At 38.8% G+C, this 15,754-nt stretch carries 17 protein-coding genes; 14 read left to right on the forward strand and 3 right to left on the reverse strand.

The genetic code is table 11. The annotated features are described in order from the left end of the window. The first annotated feature begins 1 nt into the window (after position 1). The 14 genes from BUA11_RS01750 to BUA11_RS01815 are packed head-to-tail and all read left to right on the forward strand — an operon-like array spanning position 2 to position 13,015. On the forward strand, positions 2-634 hold the full coding sequence (locus tag BUA11_RS01750) for a response regulator (RefSeq protein WP_072757664.1): 633 nt from the start codon (positions 2-4) through the stop codon (positions 632-634). Next, on the forward strand, positions 612-1,088 hold the full coding sequence (locus tag BUA11_RS01755; RefSeq protein ID WP_245789430.1) for a potassium channel family protein: 477 nt from the start codon (positions 612-614) through the stop codon (positions 1,086-1,088). The genes BUA11_RS01750 and BUA11_RS01755 overlap by 23 nt, the downstream gene beginning before the upstream one ends. After that, on the forward strand, positions 1,085-1,744 hold the full coding sequence (locus BUA11_RS01760; RefSeq protein WP_072757668.1) for a potassium channel family protein: 660 nt from the start codon (positions 1,085-1,087) through the stop codon (positions 1,742-1,744). Before BUA11_RS01755 ends, BUA11_RS01760 begins: the two co-directional genes overlap by 4 nt. Positions 1,745-1,777: 33 nt before the next feature. Continuing rightward, positions 1,778-3,277 (forward strand): TrkH family potassium uptake protein, encoded by a 1,500-nt coding sequence (locus BUA11_RS01765; RefSeq protein WP_072757670.1) that lies wholly within the window; start codon positions 1,778-1,780, stop codon positions 3,275-3,277. Positions 3,278-3,281: 4 nt separating this feature from the next. Beyond that, positions 3,282-3,854, forward strand: coding sequence for a DUF4897 domain-containing protein (locus BUA11_RS01770; RefSeq protein WP_072757672.1), 573 nt, complete (start codon positions 3,282-3,284; stop codon positions 3,852-3,854). Between the two features lie 3 nt (positions 3,855-3,857). Beyond that, the gene (locus BUA11_RS01775; protein WP_072757674.1) at positions 3,858-4,463 is read left to right on the forward strand and encodes a DUF6115 domain-containing protein; all 606 of its coding nucleotides are present in this window, start codon (positions 3,858-3,860) and stop codon (positions 4,461-4,463) included. A gap of 38 nt (positions 4,464-4,501) precedes the next feature. After that, positions 4,502-5,020 (forward strand): AmmeMemoRadiSam system protein A, encoded by a 519-nt coding sequence (gene amrA, locus BUA11_RS01780; protein ID WP_072757676.1) that lies wholly within the window; start codon positions 4,502-4,504, stop codon positions 5,018-5,020. Further along, positions 5,017-6,351, forward strand: coding sequence for a hypothetical protein (locus BUA11_RS01785; protein WP_072757677.1), 1,335 nt, complete (start codon positions 5,017-5,019; stop codon positions 6,349-6,351). Before amrA ends, BUA11_RS01785 begins: the two co-directional genes overlap by 4 nt. A gap of 11 nt (positions 6,352-6,362) precedes the next feature. Beyond that, the gene (locus BUA11_RS01790) at positions 6,363-7,217 is read left to right on the forward strand and encodes a tRNA (adenine-N1)-methyltransferase (RefSeq protein WP_072757679.1); all 855 of its coding nucleotides are present in this window, start codon (positions 6,363-6,365) and stop codon (positions 7,215-7,217) included. A 21-nt stretch (positions 7,218-7,238) separates the two neighbouring features. Next, entirely contained in the window at positions 7,239-8,459 is a 1,221-nt protein-coding gene (locus BUA11_RS01795; RefSeq protein WP_084634294.1) for a S41 family peptidase, read from the forward strand. Between the two features lie 6 nt (positions 8,460-8,465). After that, positions 8,466-8,996, forward strand: coding sequence for a hypothetical protein (locus tag BUA11_RS01800; RefSeq protein WP_072757681.1), 531 nt, complete (start codon positions 8,466-8,468; stop codon positions 8,994-8,996). A 15-nt stretch (positions 8,997-9,011) separates the two neighbouring features. Continuing rightward, positions 9,012-9,416: a hypothetical protein gene (locus BUA11_RS01805; RefSeq protein ID WP_072757683.1), complete on the forward strand. Its 405-nt coding sequence runs from the start codon at positions 9,012-9,014 to the stop codon at positions 9,414-9,416. Between the two features lies 1 nt (position 9,417). Continuing rightward, positions 9,418-11,766: an efflux RND transporter permease subunit gene (locus BUA11_RS01810; RefSeq protein WP_072757685.1), complete on the forward strand. Its 2,349-nt coding sequence runs from the start codon at positions 9,418-9,420 to the stop codon at positions 11,764-11,766. Positions 11,767-11,797: 31 nt separating this feature from the next. After that, the gene (locus BUA11_RS01815; RefSeq protein ID WP_072757687.1) at positions 11,798-13,015 is read left to right on the forward strand and encodes a glycosyltransferase family 4 protein; all 1,218 of its coding nucleotides are present in this window, start codon (positions 11,798-11,800) and stop codon (positions 13,013-13,015) included. Between the two features lie 2 nt (positions 13,016-13,017). Here the strand turns inward: BUA11_RS01815 and rsgA are convergent, their stop codons facing one another. From rsgA to rlmN, 3 genes are read right to left on the reverse strand one after another with little or no spacing between them, the layout of a single operon-like run. Next, entirely contained in the window at positions 13,018-13,899 is an 882-nt protein-coding gene (gene rsgA / locus BUA11_RS01820; RefSeq protein WP_072757689.1) for a ribosome small subunit-dependent GTPase A, read from the reverse strand. A 2-nt stretch (positions 13,900-13,901) separates the two neighbouring features. Further along, positions 13,902-14,660, reverse strand: coding sequence for a PASTA domain-containing protein (locus BUA11_RS01825; protein ID WP_072757690.1), 759 nt, complete (start codon positions 14,658-14,660; stop codon positions 13,902-13,904). 29 nt (positions 14,661-14,689) lie between these two features. Then, the gene (rlmN, locus tag BUA11_RS01830; protein ID WP_072757692.1) at positions 14,690-15,739 is read right to left on the reverse strand and encodes a dual-specificity RNA methyltransferase RlmN; all 1,050 of its coding nucleotides are present in this window, start codon (positions 15,737-15,739) and stop codon (positions 14,690-14,692) included. Positions 15,740-15,754: the final 15 nt, after the last annotated feature.

The following is a 15,754-nucleotide window of genomic DNA, read 5'->3' on the forward strand; positions in this document are numbered from 1 at the left end:
TATGATAGATGTATTGGTGGTTGATGATGAAAAGCATGTCAGAAACCTTTTAGTTCGAATGATTTCCACTATGTACGAATGCCAACCAATGGAAGCTGAGAGCGTTGAAGAGGCTTTAAAAATATGCGATAAACATAAATTCGATGTAATTACAACAGATATTAAGTTCAACGGAGAAGATGAACTCGACGGAAAAGAGTTCATCAAGAGGTTAAGGTTACGCGGAATCTTTACACCTGTGCTGATAATATCCGCATTTGCAACGCCGGAAGATATAGCAGAAGTGTGCAAGTACACGCCAGTTGACTATCTTGCTAAGCCATTCACTCAAGACGAACTCAGAAAGAAGTTGAAATCTCTGCTTGAGTACCAGAAGGAGAGTTTCGAGAAGTACTTGAGAGAAGCAGAAGGGTTGATACATTCGAATTTTCCTGGTGATCTCGATAAGGGCGAGCAGTTGGTCAGGGTCATGTTCTCTCTCATGCCTTCCTCTCCGATTCCTCACTATCTAATGGCAGAGATAATAGAAAAACGCGGCAACCACGAACTTGCTGAAAGGCACAGAAATGCGGCAAGAGCCTTAGATGTTAATCAAAGAGGTTACAGAAAGGGTGAAGAAATTGACACGGACTAATCTCAAATTCTATGTTATAGTCGTTGGGTGCGGCAAAATTGGACTTGAGCTCGCGACAAGGCTTTCAAAAATAGGTTTCAACGTTACCATAATAGACAAAAATCCAGATGCACTTTCTTTATTGCCTGAAGACTATGGCGGATTCGTTATAATCGGTGATGCAACTGAACGTGAAACGTTGAGTAGGGCAAAAGCTGAAAGGGCAGATATAATAATAAGTACAACGGAGGATGACACAACAAACTACTTCATATCAACCGTTGGAGCAAAGATATTTGGAATACCAAAAGTTTTGTCGCTCGTTAACAATAAAGAAAATGTTGAATTGTTTGAAAAAAGTGGCATAGAGGTTATTTCACCAATTCACCTTGCAGTTTACACGTCAGAGAGGCGAATACTCGAAGGTTTTGAAGTCCAAGAAGTTTTTGAGGACATGGATGGTGAGGCGAAGTGAAAGTAATAATAATTGGTGGAGAACGAGTACCTTACTTCCTTGCCAAGCGACTCATAGGGAGCGGTTATGACGTTTATTTTGTAAACAAAAGCAAAGAACTATGCGATGAATATTCAAGAACATTGAACGCAACAATTATAAACGGCGACGGAACTTCAAAATATGTTTTGGATCAGTTACAAATAGAACCTAACGACATCATAGTGCTCCTAACAGAACGGGACAGAAAAAACTTCTTCATAGCGAGACTTGTCCAAGAATACTACAAGGTCAAGAACGTAGTAACGTTGCTTAATAACACAGAAAATGAGGATATTTTCCAAAGATACGGGATAAGGACTCTCAAGGTTACAGACTTGATAATGAACAACATAGAACCTCTCCTCTTCGGAAATAAGGTGATGAAGGATTTAGAAGAAGAGCTCACGAATAAAGGCGCGGAAGTGCTAATGATTCCTATTGAATACGATTCAAAAATAGCTCATAAAGAGTTGAAAGAACTGAACGTACCTCAAGATATGCTTGTGGTTGGGGTTATAAGGAAAAACAGATTCATAATTTCTCGCGGCGATACTGTTATAGAACCAGGGGATGAATTAATTATTGTCTGTGCTTCAGAAAGGCGTTCGGAAGCTGAAGCGTTCTTCAGAATGTAAATACGCAATAACCAAGGCGGTGAAATGACATAGATGCTTGAACGATATTTGAGAATATACAAAGCCTTCACACTCGTTATATCACAATATGCTTTTATTGTAATCGCGCCCCTTATACTGTGCCTTTTTTATCCAGAAGAGCTGAGCAATTCATACGGTTTTCTTCTGCCAGCACTTCTTTCGGCAATTATATTCCTTACCGGTTTGATTATAAGAGTCTCCGATCCAGGAACAATAACTTATCGTGATGGTGCAGTCTTAACAATTTTCACATGGATTGTAATATCCATTCTTTCAGCTTTACCATACATGCTTATAGGCAATCTGACGTTCTCACAATCGATCTTTGAGTCTGTAAGCGGGTTAACTGGTACGGGTTTAACTATGTATACAGACGTAACAAAACTGTCTAAACTCTTATTATTCTGGAGGTCTTTTACTCAGTGGGTTGGAAGCGCAGGTTTTGCCGTTTTGATGCTCGGACTTGTCTTGGGACCGCGTGCGGCTGGTTTCTACAAGTCGGAAGGTCGTTCTGACAACCTTGTTCCAAACATAAAACGTTCAGCCCAAATAATTGTAGCGATCTATGTCTCTTATACAGTCGCTGGAACGATTGCCTTAAAGATTGCTGGCATGAATTGGTTCGAAGCGCTTAATCATACAATGACGGCACTTGCAACGGGCGGTTTTTCCACAAGAAATGGAAGCATAGGTGAATTTAACAATCTTACAATCGAGATTATCGTAATAGTTCTGATGTTCTTAGGCGCTACCGGCTTTGGAATACATTACGCATTTTGGAAGGGAAATATAAGAGCTGTCTTAAAAAATGGCGAACCTTGGCTAATGACAATTTCCACATTCTTCTTTTCCATTATATTAACCATATACAGTCTCGAAAAATTCTTCAAGAATTTCGGAGAAGGCTTCAGATATATCTTTTTCCAAACAGTGTCTGCTGTATCAGGAACTGGTTTTCAAACACTGCCGCTGGGCGAACAGAAATGGATTTCTTTTTCTCCTTTTATGTTTGTCTTAGTCATGCTGATGTTAGCAGGTGGAAACATGGACTCAACATCGAGTGGTATCAAGCAATTCCGAATTTGGATTATCATAAATACCATTTATAACAGCATCAAAAATTTCATATTACCTAAGGGGACAGTTAAAAAGAAAATTCTGTTCAAGGGTGAACAACAATTGGTTATAGGAGATGAAAACGTAAAGGAAGCACTACTAATTTTTATGATGTACATACTGTCTCTCTCAATCGGGTCACTTATACTTATGCTACATGGGTATGATATGGAACGTGCTATCTTTGAATTTGCTTCGGCTATGGATGGTGTAGGATTGAGCTGCGGAGTAACTTCACCTGATATGCCACTGACAGCGATGTGGACTTTGATAATTGGAATGTTTGCTGGAAGGTTTGAGTTTCTGATCGTGCTTTATGCAATTGGAAAAATCATATCAGATTTTAGGAACAAATCTAAGGAAAGATTCTTAATGAAAAACTTGGTTGGGAGATGATCATGTGAATAGTAAGTCTGCACTATACATTCTAATATTTGTGGTTGTTTTTTTCTTAATCGTCGATATTGTTACTCTGTTTATGCGAGGTCAGAACTTTACAATTGAATACTACGATTCCGACATATATGTTGACTATTCACCTGTTGCTACAATAACAACAACGAGTGGACTACTTTTCAAAACGGAAAAGAAGAAAAGTGAATATATTGAAGCATATAAACAGACATCTGCTGAAACTTTTAAAAAGTACTTCTCTGAAATCTCGAAAGAAATAGGAAAGACGATAGACGTAGTTGATTTCAAATCTCAAGTTAACCATAAGGATGATTTACTGGAAATTGTTGAAGTCGTAACTCTGAGGGGGCTTGTAAAAGAAAATAACTCAGCCTACGTGCTCGATATGGGAAATATAACGATGAACCAGCTACAAAATTCCAACTTGAAAGTCCATCTGCCCGAAGGTGCAGTCTTAGAAAGCGTTGAGCCAACACCGACTAAAGTTTTGAATTCTCTGATACTGTGGAAAGGTCAAGACATAAAATTCTTTCCGAAAATAGTATTTAAGAGGGGATGAAATATGACAGCGTTCAACTGGTTTGTTATACTTGCGACTATAAGCACACTTGCTTTTGCCTGGGCAGTATACCTTCTTCAAAATTTCAAAAGTCAGAATGAGAAGACGAAGATAGAGGAGGAGGAGGAGAAACTCGTCGAACTTATAGGTAAAGTGCGCATCTTTGTAGATTCCAAACTTGAACAACTGGATAAGAAAATGGAAGAGACAAGAAGCTTAATAAAAGAACTAAACGAAATGTACATATCTCTTTCGGCACTACTTGTGAAAGCACCGTCCGAGGAGACTAACCAGCCAACTGAAAATCCGTCATTAGTGAATCAAATTTACAAACCAGCGTATCAAAATATAGAAGTAGGAAGCTTGGATGCAAGTAATGTGAATAGCATTAAAGAGCTTGACAAAAAGGCCAAGAATGTCAAAAGCGAGGACGAACAACTCTACGAATCCTACAAAATGACTGAAGAGCTTGTGGAAGAAAAGAAGGAAAATATAATATTTGACATGTACCTGAGCGGTATAGAACCTGTTGAGATAGCGAAGAGAATGAAAATGGGAGTAGGTGAAGTACAGCTTATCATAGACCTCATGAAAAGACAGAAAACTTAATTTCTTAAACAGATTAGTAACACAAGGGGGGGATTTGAATGATAGGCGAGCACCCATTTGTAAGGTGGGCAATAGAAGTGATAGAGAATTATGTACTTCACAGAAAGAAAATAGAACCACATTCCGACTTACCAGAAGAGCTCTTTAAACGTAAAGCAGGGGCCTTCGTTACACTCCACAACCTCGATGGTTCGCTGCGCGGCTGCATAGGTACATTTGCTCCGGTAAGAGAGAACTTGGCGTACGAAATTCGGGACAATGCTATAGCTGCTGCAACTCAAGATCCGAGATTTCCACCAGTTCAACCTCATGAGCTTGACAATATCGTAGTCAATGTCGACATTCTAAGCCCTTACGAGCCAGTAAGGAGCATCGAAGAGCTTGATCCAAAGAAATATGGAATAATCGTACAAAAAGGCTGGAGGAGAGGGTTATTACTTCCAGACATAGAAGGTGTTGACACCGTTGAAGAGCAGATAAGAATTGCCAAATTGAAAGCCGGAATATACGATGACGATTTTGAAATTCTCAGATTCACTGTGGAAAGATACAGATGAGTCGTGAACTCAAAAAGAAGAGATTAGGAAATGTTAGGGTGAAAAGTATGCGATCACTCGCTAAGAAGGAAAGACAACTGAATTCAAAAACAATCAAAGATATGATAATATTACTGTTCGGTGCTTTTGGCTTAGGCACGTTACTGCCTACTTATATTTATTCGATGTCATACCTCTTAAACACCTATGACTTACCAAAGGCTCTTCTGTTGGCAATTTTCTATTCAGAAATAGTAATTTTTATACTTCTGAGGCCATATTTAACGCTATTGTTAGAACTTACAAGAACAGCGATTGGCAGAAGAACCCCATACCTAATAGTATTTGGAACGCTGACAGCTTTTCTCTTAACTGTTGTGTACAGCATGATCGGAAATTTGACATCAGCCTCGATTCTCTTAGTTGTAATCTTCTTCTTCAATTTCTCTGTTTACGTATACACCCTTGCATTAGTAGGCCTGTTTTCTGACAAGCAAAATTACAATTATGACAACATAATACGATTTCAATCTAAAATGTGGTTCGTCATTGGAGCTTTGCTTTCTTACGCATATTCCATAAGTACTTATAAGCAAAAAGAGACGGTTTCATACCCGGCTATGATTTTTCTTTTCTCCGTTTTCGCAGTAGCTTTCCTCATAGTGGAGGACAAGAAATATAAGATAAAGCTGTCACCTACAGAAAAGACTCAAATTTATGAAAGCACTAAGAAAAACTTCGTAAAATTGGATATATCCGATTTGAAAAACATCTTCTTCAAAGAAGGCAAAAATCTCTCAATGCTTTTGAATAGTTACAGTTTTCAGTATCTTTTACCACTCTACGTATTCTTTAGAACTCAAGATATTTTTGCCTCCGCGTTCGCAATTTTTTATTACTTTTTAGGAAGTCTATTTGGTTTGGTTATCACGAAATTTTTCCAAAGAATTATTTCTGTTCTGGAAAATTTAACGCCGATGATTTTGGTTCTTACAGCTGCACTTTTGGTTTCAATTTATCTTACAACAAACATATCGCTAATATACTTAATAGTTTTCTTTGTAGCCATGCTTTTGGAAGTCACACTCAAATCGGTTGGAAAAGAAGTCGTGAAAAGCAATTCACTATTAACAAGTACAGACAGGTTCCAATTCTTAGAAGACACTCGCGTCTGTGTTAATGCTGCTAACAATCTCTTGTTGTACTTAATCATCGTCCTAACCGGAGGACTACTTGATATTTTTGGCTCAAGAATAAGTGGTGTGGTACTGACTGTACTTATTCTCAGTAACATTATTGCACTTAAATATTCACGTGTTAAAATAGAAAATAAAGAAAAGAATAAAAGCTGAGGTGGCGAACGTTGATAAAGGATGGGGACAGAGTCTTACTCTACGGCGAAGACGGTACAAAATTCCTTGTAAAAGTTGAAGCTGGAAAAAAGAAAGGAACACATCTGGGTGTAGTTGAGTTCGACTCGATTATCGGCATGAACTACGGAGATATTGTCAAAATAGGAAAGACAAATAAGTCCTACTATATTCTACCGCCAACGTATATCGACGATATATTTTCAATGAAGCGAAAGACCCAAATCATTTACCCAAAAGATTCGAGTTACATATTGCTGAAACTTGATATAAAACCTGGAAAGAGAGTCATTGATACAGGAGTTGGCAGTGGTGCAATGTGTGCTGCGATGGCTCGGCTTGTTGGAGAAAATGGAAAGGTTTATGCATACGAGAGGCGCGAGGATTTTTACAACCTTGCAACTCAAAACCTTACCGAGTGGGGATTAATTGATAGAGTCGAGCTAAAACTCAGAGATATCTCTATGGGTTTTGATGAAACAAATATTGATGCGTTGCTTCTCGACGTACCGGATCCAGAGAATTACATACAACAATGTTGGCAGGCACTTGCAGGTGGTGGAATGATGGGAGTCATATGCCCAACAGTTAATCAAGTCTCTATGGTCCTTGAAAAGATGTACGAGCTCCCATTCATTGATGTTGAGGTTTGGGAATCACTCATGAGACAGTACAAGCCTTATCCGAACAGACTCAGACCTGTTGATAGAATGGTCGCACACACAACATTTTTGGTCTTCGCAAGGAAGGTAAATTCATTTATCAAAACAGAAGAGATTGAACAAGTTTCCGAGAATATTGATAACGAGAAAGAAAATAGTAATAACAAATATTCTGAGAAGTTATGAACCTGGAAAGAGGTGAGCTCTGTGAAAAGTGTGGTTAAGGGTATTTTTTCATATGTATTTGTAATTGCAGTTGTTATCGGCTCAAGTCTTATATTATCGGGCGCTTCGGATACGCAGTTACTTAACTATATCTCCCCACTATATGAAACGCTCTACAGAATAAATTACAACTATTACGACATCAAAAATGTGAACTTTGACAAACTCATCGATTCAGCAATTGATGGTATGGTTAAAGGCCTTGGAGATGACTTCAGCTACTACTATCCAGCTTCTCAGATGAACGAACAGCAGATAGAAATGGAGGGCCAATACGGAGGTCTTGGCATAGAGGTAACTTACGATAGCGAAAACAGAGCTGTTAAAGTAGTAAGCCCAATGTACGGAACACCAGCTTGGCGTGCGGGATTACAATCCGGAGACCTCATAATCGGTATTGACGATCAACCTGTCAGCGAGATGGAGTACATGGAAGCTGTGAACAAGATGAGAGGAAAGCCTGGGACAAGTGTCAAACTAACTATAAAGAGAGGCAATGAAGTAATCGAAGTAACTATAGTCCGTGAAGTTATACAAATAATCCCGGTAAAATCTGGCATCACAACATACAATGGCAAGAAAATTGGATATGTGCTCATAACAAAGTTCAACGAACCAGTTCCAACAGAGTTGGATAAGGCTCTAAGGAAGATTTATGATCAGAAAGCTGATGCACTCATAATAGACCTAAGAAACAATCCGGGCGGACTTCTCGATGTCGCTATCAAGGTATCTAACATGTTCTTAGATTCTGGAAAAGTAATAGTTTCAGTCAAGGATAGAGATGGAAAGATAACAGATAGATACATCAGTCAAGGCAACAACTATCCGAAGATCCCAGTTGTTGTACTTGTTAACAACGGTTCTGCATCCGCTTCTGAAATAGTTGCAGCAGCGATTAAAGAGAACAATAGGGGTGTTTTGATAGGTGAGAAAACTTTCGGAAAGGGTTCTGTTCAACGTGGCTTCCCACTGAGCAATGGTGGTACTGTGTTCCTAACAATAGCGCACTACATAACACCTTCAGGAAAAGACATACACAAGATTGGAATTGAACCAAACATAAAAGTGACAGAAATTGCCACAAGTACTTCAAGAAAAGTCGAAGCTAAGTCTTATACTCTGACAGAAATTGAAGTCGACCAGCAAGATCCAGTCATAAAAACCGCTCTTGACTACTTAACACAGCCTGGTGGAAAATAGAGACGGATGAAGTTAGAATTCTATGCTCTTGCAATATTCATAATTTCGCTGTTTGCTTTAGTAACGTTAACCTTGCACAAAAGGCCATTAACAGAGGAGGAGGTTCTACCTTCTCCCTCTGTTTTTGTAAAAAATCCTTACAAGCGTCTGTTAGAAAAGAAAGTAAATGAAATGAACCAACAGCTCTTCTTCTTAGAATACAATATTTCAATAAAAATTCCCGAAAGTTCAAAACAACTGGAAAAGATACTTGACGGAATAAAAGATCCCCGCGCACTGAAACAGATCACAAAAAGAGTTTGGCACTATTGGTGGGGTTATGGAATAGAAAACATAAAATATAAAGTCAAGCATATAGAACTTGTCTGGTATCCAGCGATAAGTATTTCCACAAGTTCAAATCTAACATTCGGAGATGCGCTATACATGGCGTTAAATGGAGAAAATTCATCGTTTAACCTTAATAAATCAGATATAGAACTTGTCAACATGATCTCAGAAAAGTACAAAGTTGAAATTATAATAGATGGAAAATAAGGAGCATAAACGGTTATGGCAAAGACTAATTCTTTTGACGAGATGGTGAAGTCTATTTTAGCCTTGATTTTGCTTTTTGTACTCTACACGTGGTCAACAAGGGTTTTGCATCTAAATGTTTTCCTTCTCGATGCTGAACTCTTCAACTTTTTTATACTCTACCTTCCGTCGCTTATATTCTTTTCGAGCCTTTTTTTAGAACCGAAAGACGTCTTCAAAGAAGTCGAACGATTAATAGTATACTCTCTTACACCAGTATTCGCATTTGTTATTGGATGGTACGGATATTCGTTCCACTACGGTTTTGTTGTTTCTTACTTACTTTCAAACCTTGTAAAGCCAAACTTAAAAAAACGCTATGTTATAATTATATTCAACGGTATAGCGTTACTAATTCTATTATGGTGGAGGTCAAGATAAATTGGAAAGATTTGCAAGGTGGTATGTAGAAAGGATACTAAAAAACTCTAAGAGGGTAATTATCACACTCTTTATAATCTCGATTGTTCTCGGCATTTACGCAGCATTTTCGCTCAAAGTAAATGCCGACATAACAGGTCTCGCTCCAAAAGATGACCCAAGATTCCAAGATTTGGTAAAGTACACCTCAGAGAAGGTGACATCAAATACTCTCATTATTGCCATTTCAGGAACTAAGAACCATGATCCTGATTCGATCGCTCAAAAATTTAAAGAAACATTTGAAAAGAGTGGTTATGTATATCAAGCTGAACCTTTTGATAATCCAGAAACTCTCGTAAAATATGGAATGTTAGCATTAAGCGAAAGCTCTGTCGGAGACACTATAAAGTACTATCAGTCACTTACAAAAGTTGAACCAAGAACGCTTGTAGACTTCCGTTTTTGGAGAAATATAGGTGTGGCAGTGTATGACTTAAACAGCTATTTGGAAAGCCTTGTTGAAAAAGTTGGCATCAAAAAATACTACCTCCTCTCTCCTGACAAAGATTTAATGGTAATGAATTTCTCCATGAAAAAACCGATGTCAGACGTAAAGTTTGTCACGGAAGCTGTTGAAAAGCTCAAAATCGAAGCAAAAAAGATAGAGGAAAAAGAGAAACTAACTGTTTACTTCACAGGTGGCGTTATGTCTGCTTACGAATCTAATATACAAGCCAGCAAGGATTTCACGCTGACAACGTTCATTTCAATAGCAGCTATAGTAGTGATAATCCTCTTAGGATTTGGAAACGTATTAGAACTTTTGATACTTTTCGCTGGATTAATAATGTCTATGGCAATAACTCTCGGACTGATAGCTGTATTTTTGAGAGAGTTGAATATTGTAACAACATTTGTCAACGCGATGCTTCTCGGAATGGGTATAGACTATGCAATGTACATAGTCACAAGGATCCAGGAAAGATTTAACATAGATGGAATTTCTCAAAAGAGTATAATCGAAGCATTCGTAGAAAATTTCAGACCTGCATTTATCTCAATGCTGACAACAGCTCTCGCATTCTTGGGAATGCTTTTAAGTCCTTCGAACGCAATTAAGCAGATGGGAATCTCTGTTTCGCTTGGTGTTTCGGTGTATTTCTTCGTATTCAACACATTTGTTCCAATCATGCACGATAAATTTATAAACAAATTCAGGAAAAGAGAAAGAGATACCTATATACGTATAGTGGATATCGTAAGAAAAAGCCGCGTATTAATGACCTTCACAATAATCCTCACATTAATACTAACAGGTATAGGTGTTTATTCGATATTGCACTTTTCTTACACTACGTCCAGTCTTATCCCGGAAAAATCTGAAACAAATATTGCAAGCAAGATTATTTCAGAGAAATTCGGAAGCGTTGCATCAAGCGATGTAGTCATAGCCGCCGAAAGTTCCGAAAAATTATCCGATTACATTAACAAACTCAAAGAAAGAGGGCTTATAACGTCAGATTTTTCGATACTTACGTTTATTCAAAACCCAGAAAAGGTAGCTGAAGAACATTCAAATATATACCTTGAGGTGCTCAAACTCACAAATACGCCTTTCTTAGAAGTTCTATTCAAGAAGCACGGTCTTTACGAAAGTTTCGTATCAACAGTTGACGTGATAAAGAATATATCGAACTTGGAAGACCTCTTCAAAATCATGGAGAAGGATATACCGAGCCTTTTCTATACCGACATAACCGGTAAGAGATTACTCTTAGCATATGTTACGCCATCTGTGAATATATGGGAAGGAAATAACATTAGAATATTTTTTGATTCAATGAAAGATTACAAGGTCTACGGTTACTCTGTTTTGTTCTACAACATAATCAACGAGCTGCTGATGTCTACAATATTAGTTTTTGGATTGGTTCTTATAATTGAAATAATCGTGCTTTATATGGATTTTAGGAATTTTGGGAAAGCGCTTAATATAATAGTTTTAACTATGTTAAATGCGGTCGCTGCTCTTGGCATTTCTTACATCGTTGGAATCAAGACCACATTTATAACCTTCTTGACGTTACCGATATTCTTAGGCATAGGTGTCGACAGTTTAGTTGAGTTTGACCATAGCGTCAAATACGGTAAGGAAAGTATAATAAAGACTGAAAAAGCTGTCATTATGTCGATACTTACAACCGTCTCATCTTTTGCAAGTTTCCTCGTTGCTCGCGGTCAGCTGTTACGAGAGTTTGGTTTTGTGACATCGGCCGGGCTTTTGGGAAGCCTATTCATTTCATTCTTCTGGTATCTAAACATGACAGAAGCCCTTCAAAAATCTCGGGAAAAAGGAAAGCAAAGGTAGAGAACGATAAAACAGACAAGGGTGAAACATTGTGAGAGTACTGATGATTTCTGATACGTATATTCCTCAGATCAACGGCGTTGCTACTTCGATTTATCTGTCAAAAAAATACCTTGAAATGCGAGGTCATCAGGTTTACATAGTAGCTCCTGTTGCACCAGAAGATGATAAGAGTGTTCTCGTTGTCCCGGGAATGCCTTTTTTGCTTGAAAAACAGCATCGGGTTGTATTTGCAAATCATATAAAAATACTTGAATTCGCACTTGAGCATAAGATAGACGTGCTCCACAGTCATGATCCATTAGCACTTGGAATTAGAGCTTTGAAGGTTCAGAAAGATTTGAAATTACCGCACGTCCACACTTACCACACGTTGCTCACTGAGTATAGACACTACGTCCCACCACCGCTCACACCAGACAGAAGATCTGTGGAAGAATTTTCGAGGTGGTTCTGTAACAAGGTGAACACTGTCATCGCACCGACTAAAGAGATTAAAGACGAATTGATAAGCTACGGTGTGGAAAGACCTATCGAAGTACTGCCTACAGGTATAGATACCATTGATTTTTCCAAGCCTGCGCAAAGAGACATCAGGGCTGAATATAACATCCCGAACGACGCTATATTGCTAATGTACGCCGGCAGATTGGCAAAAGAAAAAAATTTGGAATTCCTTTCAAAAGTAGTTTCAAAACACATGCATAATAACAGCCAGATTTGGTTCCTAATAGTAGGTGACGGTCCTGAGAGGAAAGAGCTTGAAAGATATTTCGAAGAGGAAGGACTTTCAAATAGGGTAATATTCACAGGGTATGTACCACATAAAGAAATTAAGGACTATTATAAAGCTGCGGACTTATTCGTATTTGCATCGTTAACCGAAACTCAGGGTCTTGTTGTCCTCGAAGCATTAGCAAGCGGCACACCCGTTGTTGCTATCGCATACAAGGGTATAGCCAATGTTCTGGTAAACGGAGAGGGAGCAATAACAACAGGCATAAACGAGGAAGAATTTTATGACGCCATAGCAAAAGCACTCGAAGAAAAAGAATTCCTCTCAGTAAAGGGCATTGAGTACGTTGAAAAACATTGGTCAATGAATACAATGGCTGAAAGACTTGAAAAGATATATTCGAAGGCGATAGCAGAAGGATACATAGACTTCCACATGCCTTCGATTATTAACACGTCTCTTCAGCTTAAAATTAGTAGGCTATTTAAGAAATTTTTGGAACTATTTGACTAATGCTAAACCGCTTGTTCTTCTTCAAGCTCGGTCAGAAATTTTAAGTAGCTCTCGTATCTGCTTTCAGGGATTTTCCCTTTTTCAACGAGTCTTTTTACATGGCATTCTGGCTCGTCTACGTGTAAACAATCAGGGAAGAAACACTTCTCGTTATCGAATTCCACAAACAGATCTCTGAGTTCGATCGGTTGTATGTGCGAAATTTCAAGGCTCGCAAAACCTGGCGTGTCAACCACCCAACCGCCAGAAGAGATTCTCAAAAGCTCTGCAGCGGTTGTGGTATGTTTGCCGCGCTCAAGTTTTTCAGAGATTTCGCCAGTTCTCAGTTTCAAATTTTCATCAATTGCATTTAAAAGACTGCTTTTTCCAACACCCGACATTCCTGCAAAAACAGATACCTTGCCATGTAGCTTATCTTTCAACTCATCGACACCAATCTTCTGAAGTGCACTCGTCTTAATTATGGGATACAACTTTCCGTAAATACTCTCAAATTCAGATATCTCCTCTTGACTTAACAAATCAACTTTATTGAGGACAATTACTATTGGGAGATTTTCGTACTCAACAAGGACAATGAACCTATCGAGTATGTCGTATGGCACTTGCGGCTTTTCCAATGTAGTTACTATAACAACTTGATCAACATTTGCAACACTGGGTTTTTTAAGCTCATTATTTCTGTTCAATATATTTTCGATAACGCCCTCATTTTTCACGATATGCAAGTACTCAACGATATCACCAACGATAGGTCTTATACCTTGCTTCTTGAATTTGCCACGCAATTTGCAGAGCAAACGTTCTCCATTTTCCAAATCCTCAACGACAAGGAGGTTCGAATAGAACTTGACAACTCTTGCGAATTTTCTTTCAGACTTCACGGCTAAAACTGACCTCCCTGTGTTGTTTCAGCTGAACTTTCTTGCCCATTTTCAAAACTACCAGCGCCCTCTTCCTGTTGAAGTTGCTCCGACTGATTTTCTAAACTCTGGGACGTTCCCTGAGAAGACTCAATCGGTATCTCCGGTGGTATGACGTCAACCGGTAACGATACATCCGTTGAAGGTTCTGACTCTTCAGATGAAGTCGTAGGCTGCTGGATTACAGATGCAGTTCCACTGCTAATAAACAAAGTCACCAAATCTCCGTTCTTAACCTTGTTACCGGAAGTTGGCGCAGTAGAGATGACAACACCGTTTATCCCGGGTTCATTTGTGTTCCTGACGATAGTGCTAACACCTATCAATTCAAGAATATTCTGCACGCTTTTGTACCAGATGCCTTTGAAGTCAGGCAATATAATGCTCTTTTCTACTATGCTCTGTGCAAAGAGCTTCACTTTCCTACCTTGTTTAACCACAGTATTGCCTGGCGGGTCCATTTTGATGACTCTTCCGCTTTCGCCAATTATTTCAACCCTAAAACCTTTCTTTGATAGCTCGTCTTTAGCTACCTGAACGTCCACCCCAACATAATTAGGAAGCAGTGCGGTCCCTTTTCGAGCATCTACGTACATCACAAGATAAAAAGCAAGAAATCCCAGAAAACTTCCGGCGAATATTGTTAGTATCAACAGTATTAAAGACCTTGCGGGTGCGAAATGTCCACGTTTCATATTTCCTTTCGCTCTCTTATCTATCAAGCATATCCCTCCAATTACAAGTTTTGTGTTTATGCTTTTTTCTTATCTATATGCCTTCTCCTCAGCTGACCACACGCGGCATCTATATCCGTACCCTTTTCTTTTCGTATCTCGTTTTCTATATTGTGCTTATCTAAAACCTCTTTGAACCTCTCGATAGCCCAGTGGTGCGGCCGCTCCATTTTAATCTCGCCAATGGTCGGTACCGGGTTAATAGGAATTAGGTTTACATAAGCTCCCATGCCCCTGAGAAGCTCTGCCAATTTCTCAGCATCGTCTACAAAATCATTGAATTCCCTGATGAGAATGTACTCGAAAGTTACTCTGTTTTTTGTAATCCTTTGATATTCTTTTGCAGCATGAATTATTTCTTCTACAGAGTACTTTTTGTTCATAGGTACTATCATATCTCTTTTAAAGTTCGTTGGCGCATGTAGTGATATAGCGAGCTTGACTTCCGGTAAGTCGTTGCCAAGTTGCACTATCCTCTCAGGGATTCCAACGGTAGAGATGGAAATCCTCCTCATACTCATGTTTTTGCCCTTCTTGTGATTCAACATCTTAACACTCTTAACAACTTCGTTGTAGTTCAGCAGAGGCTCTCCCATGCCCATGTAAACCACATTCCCTATGTTCACGCGTCTTTCCTTTTCCATAGCTATCACTTGTGCAACTATCTCACCAGCTGAAAGATTCCTAACAAATCCGCTTTGCCCAGTCGCACAAAAAGCGCACTTTGCAGGACAGCCAACCTGCGATGAGATACAGGCCGTTACCCTATCAGGATGAAATAGCAAAACGGATTCTATCGTGTTTCCATCTTCGAGCTTCCAAAGAAATTTCGTAGTCTTGTCTATCTGAGAAATCTGCATATCGAGAAGCTCCGGGATATTGATCAAAAATCTATCACTGAGAGCTTCCCTGTGCTCTTTTGAAAGGTTTGTCATTTCACTGAAAGAAAAGACTTTCTTTTTGTAAATCCAGTCCCAAACCTGATCCACTCTGAATTTCTCCAATCCGAGCTTATTAAACTCTTCAATTAATTCTTCGTAACTGAAATCCAGTAAATTCTTCCTCATACTACTACCACCTCT

The sequence above is a fragment of the Fervidobacterium gondwanense DSM 13020 genome, assembly GCF_900143265.1.
GTDB lineage: Bacteria > Thermotogota > Thermotogae > Thermotogales > Fervidobacteriaceae > Fervidobacterium > Fervidobacterium gondwanense.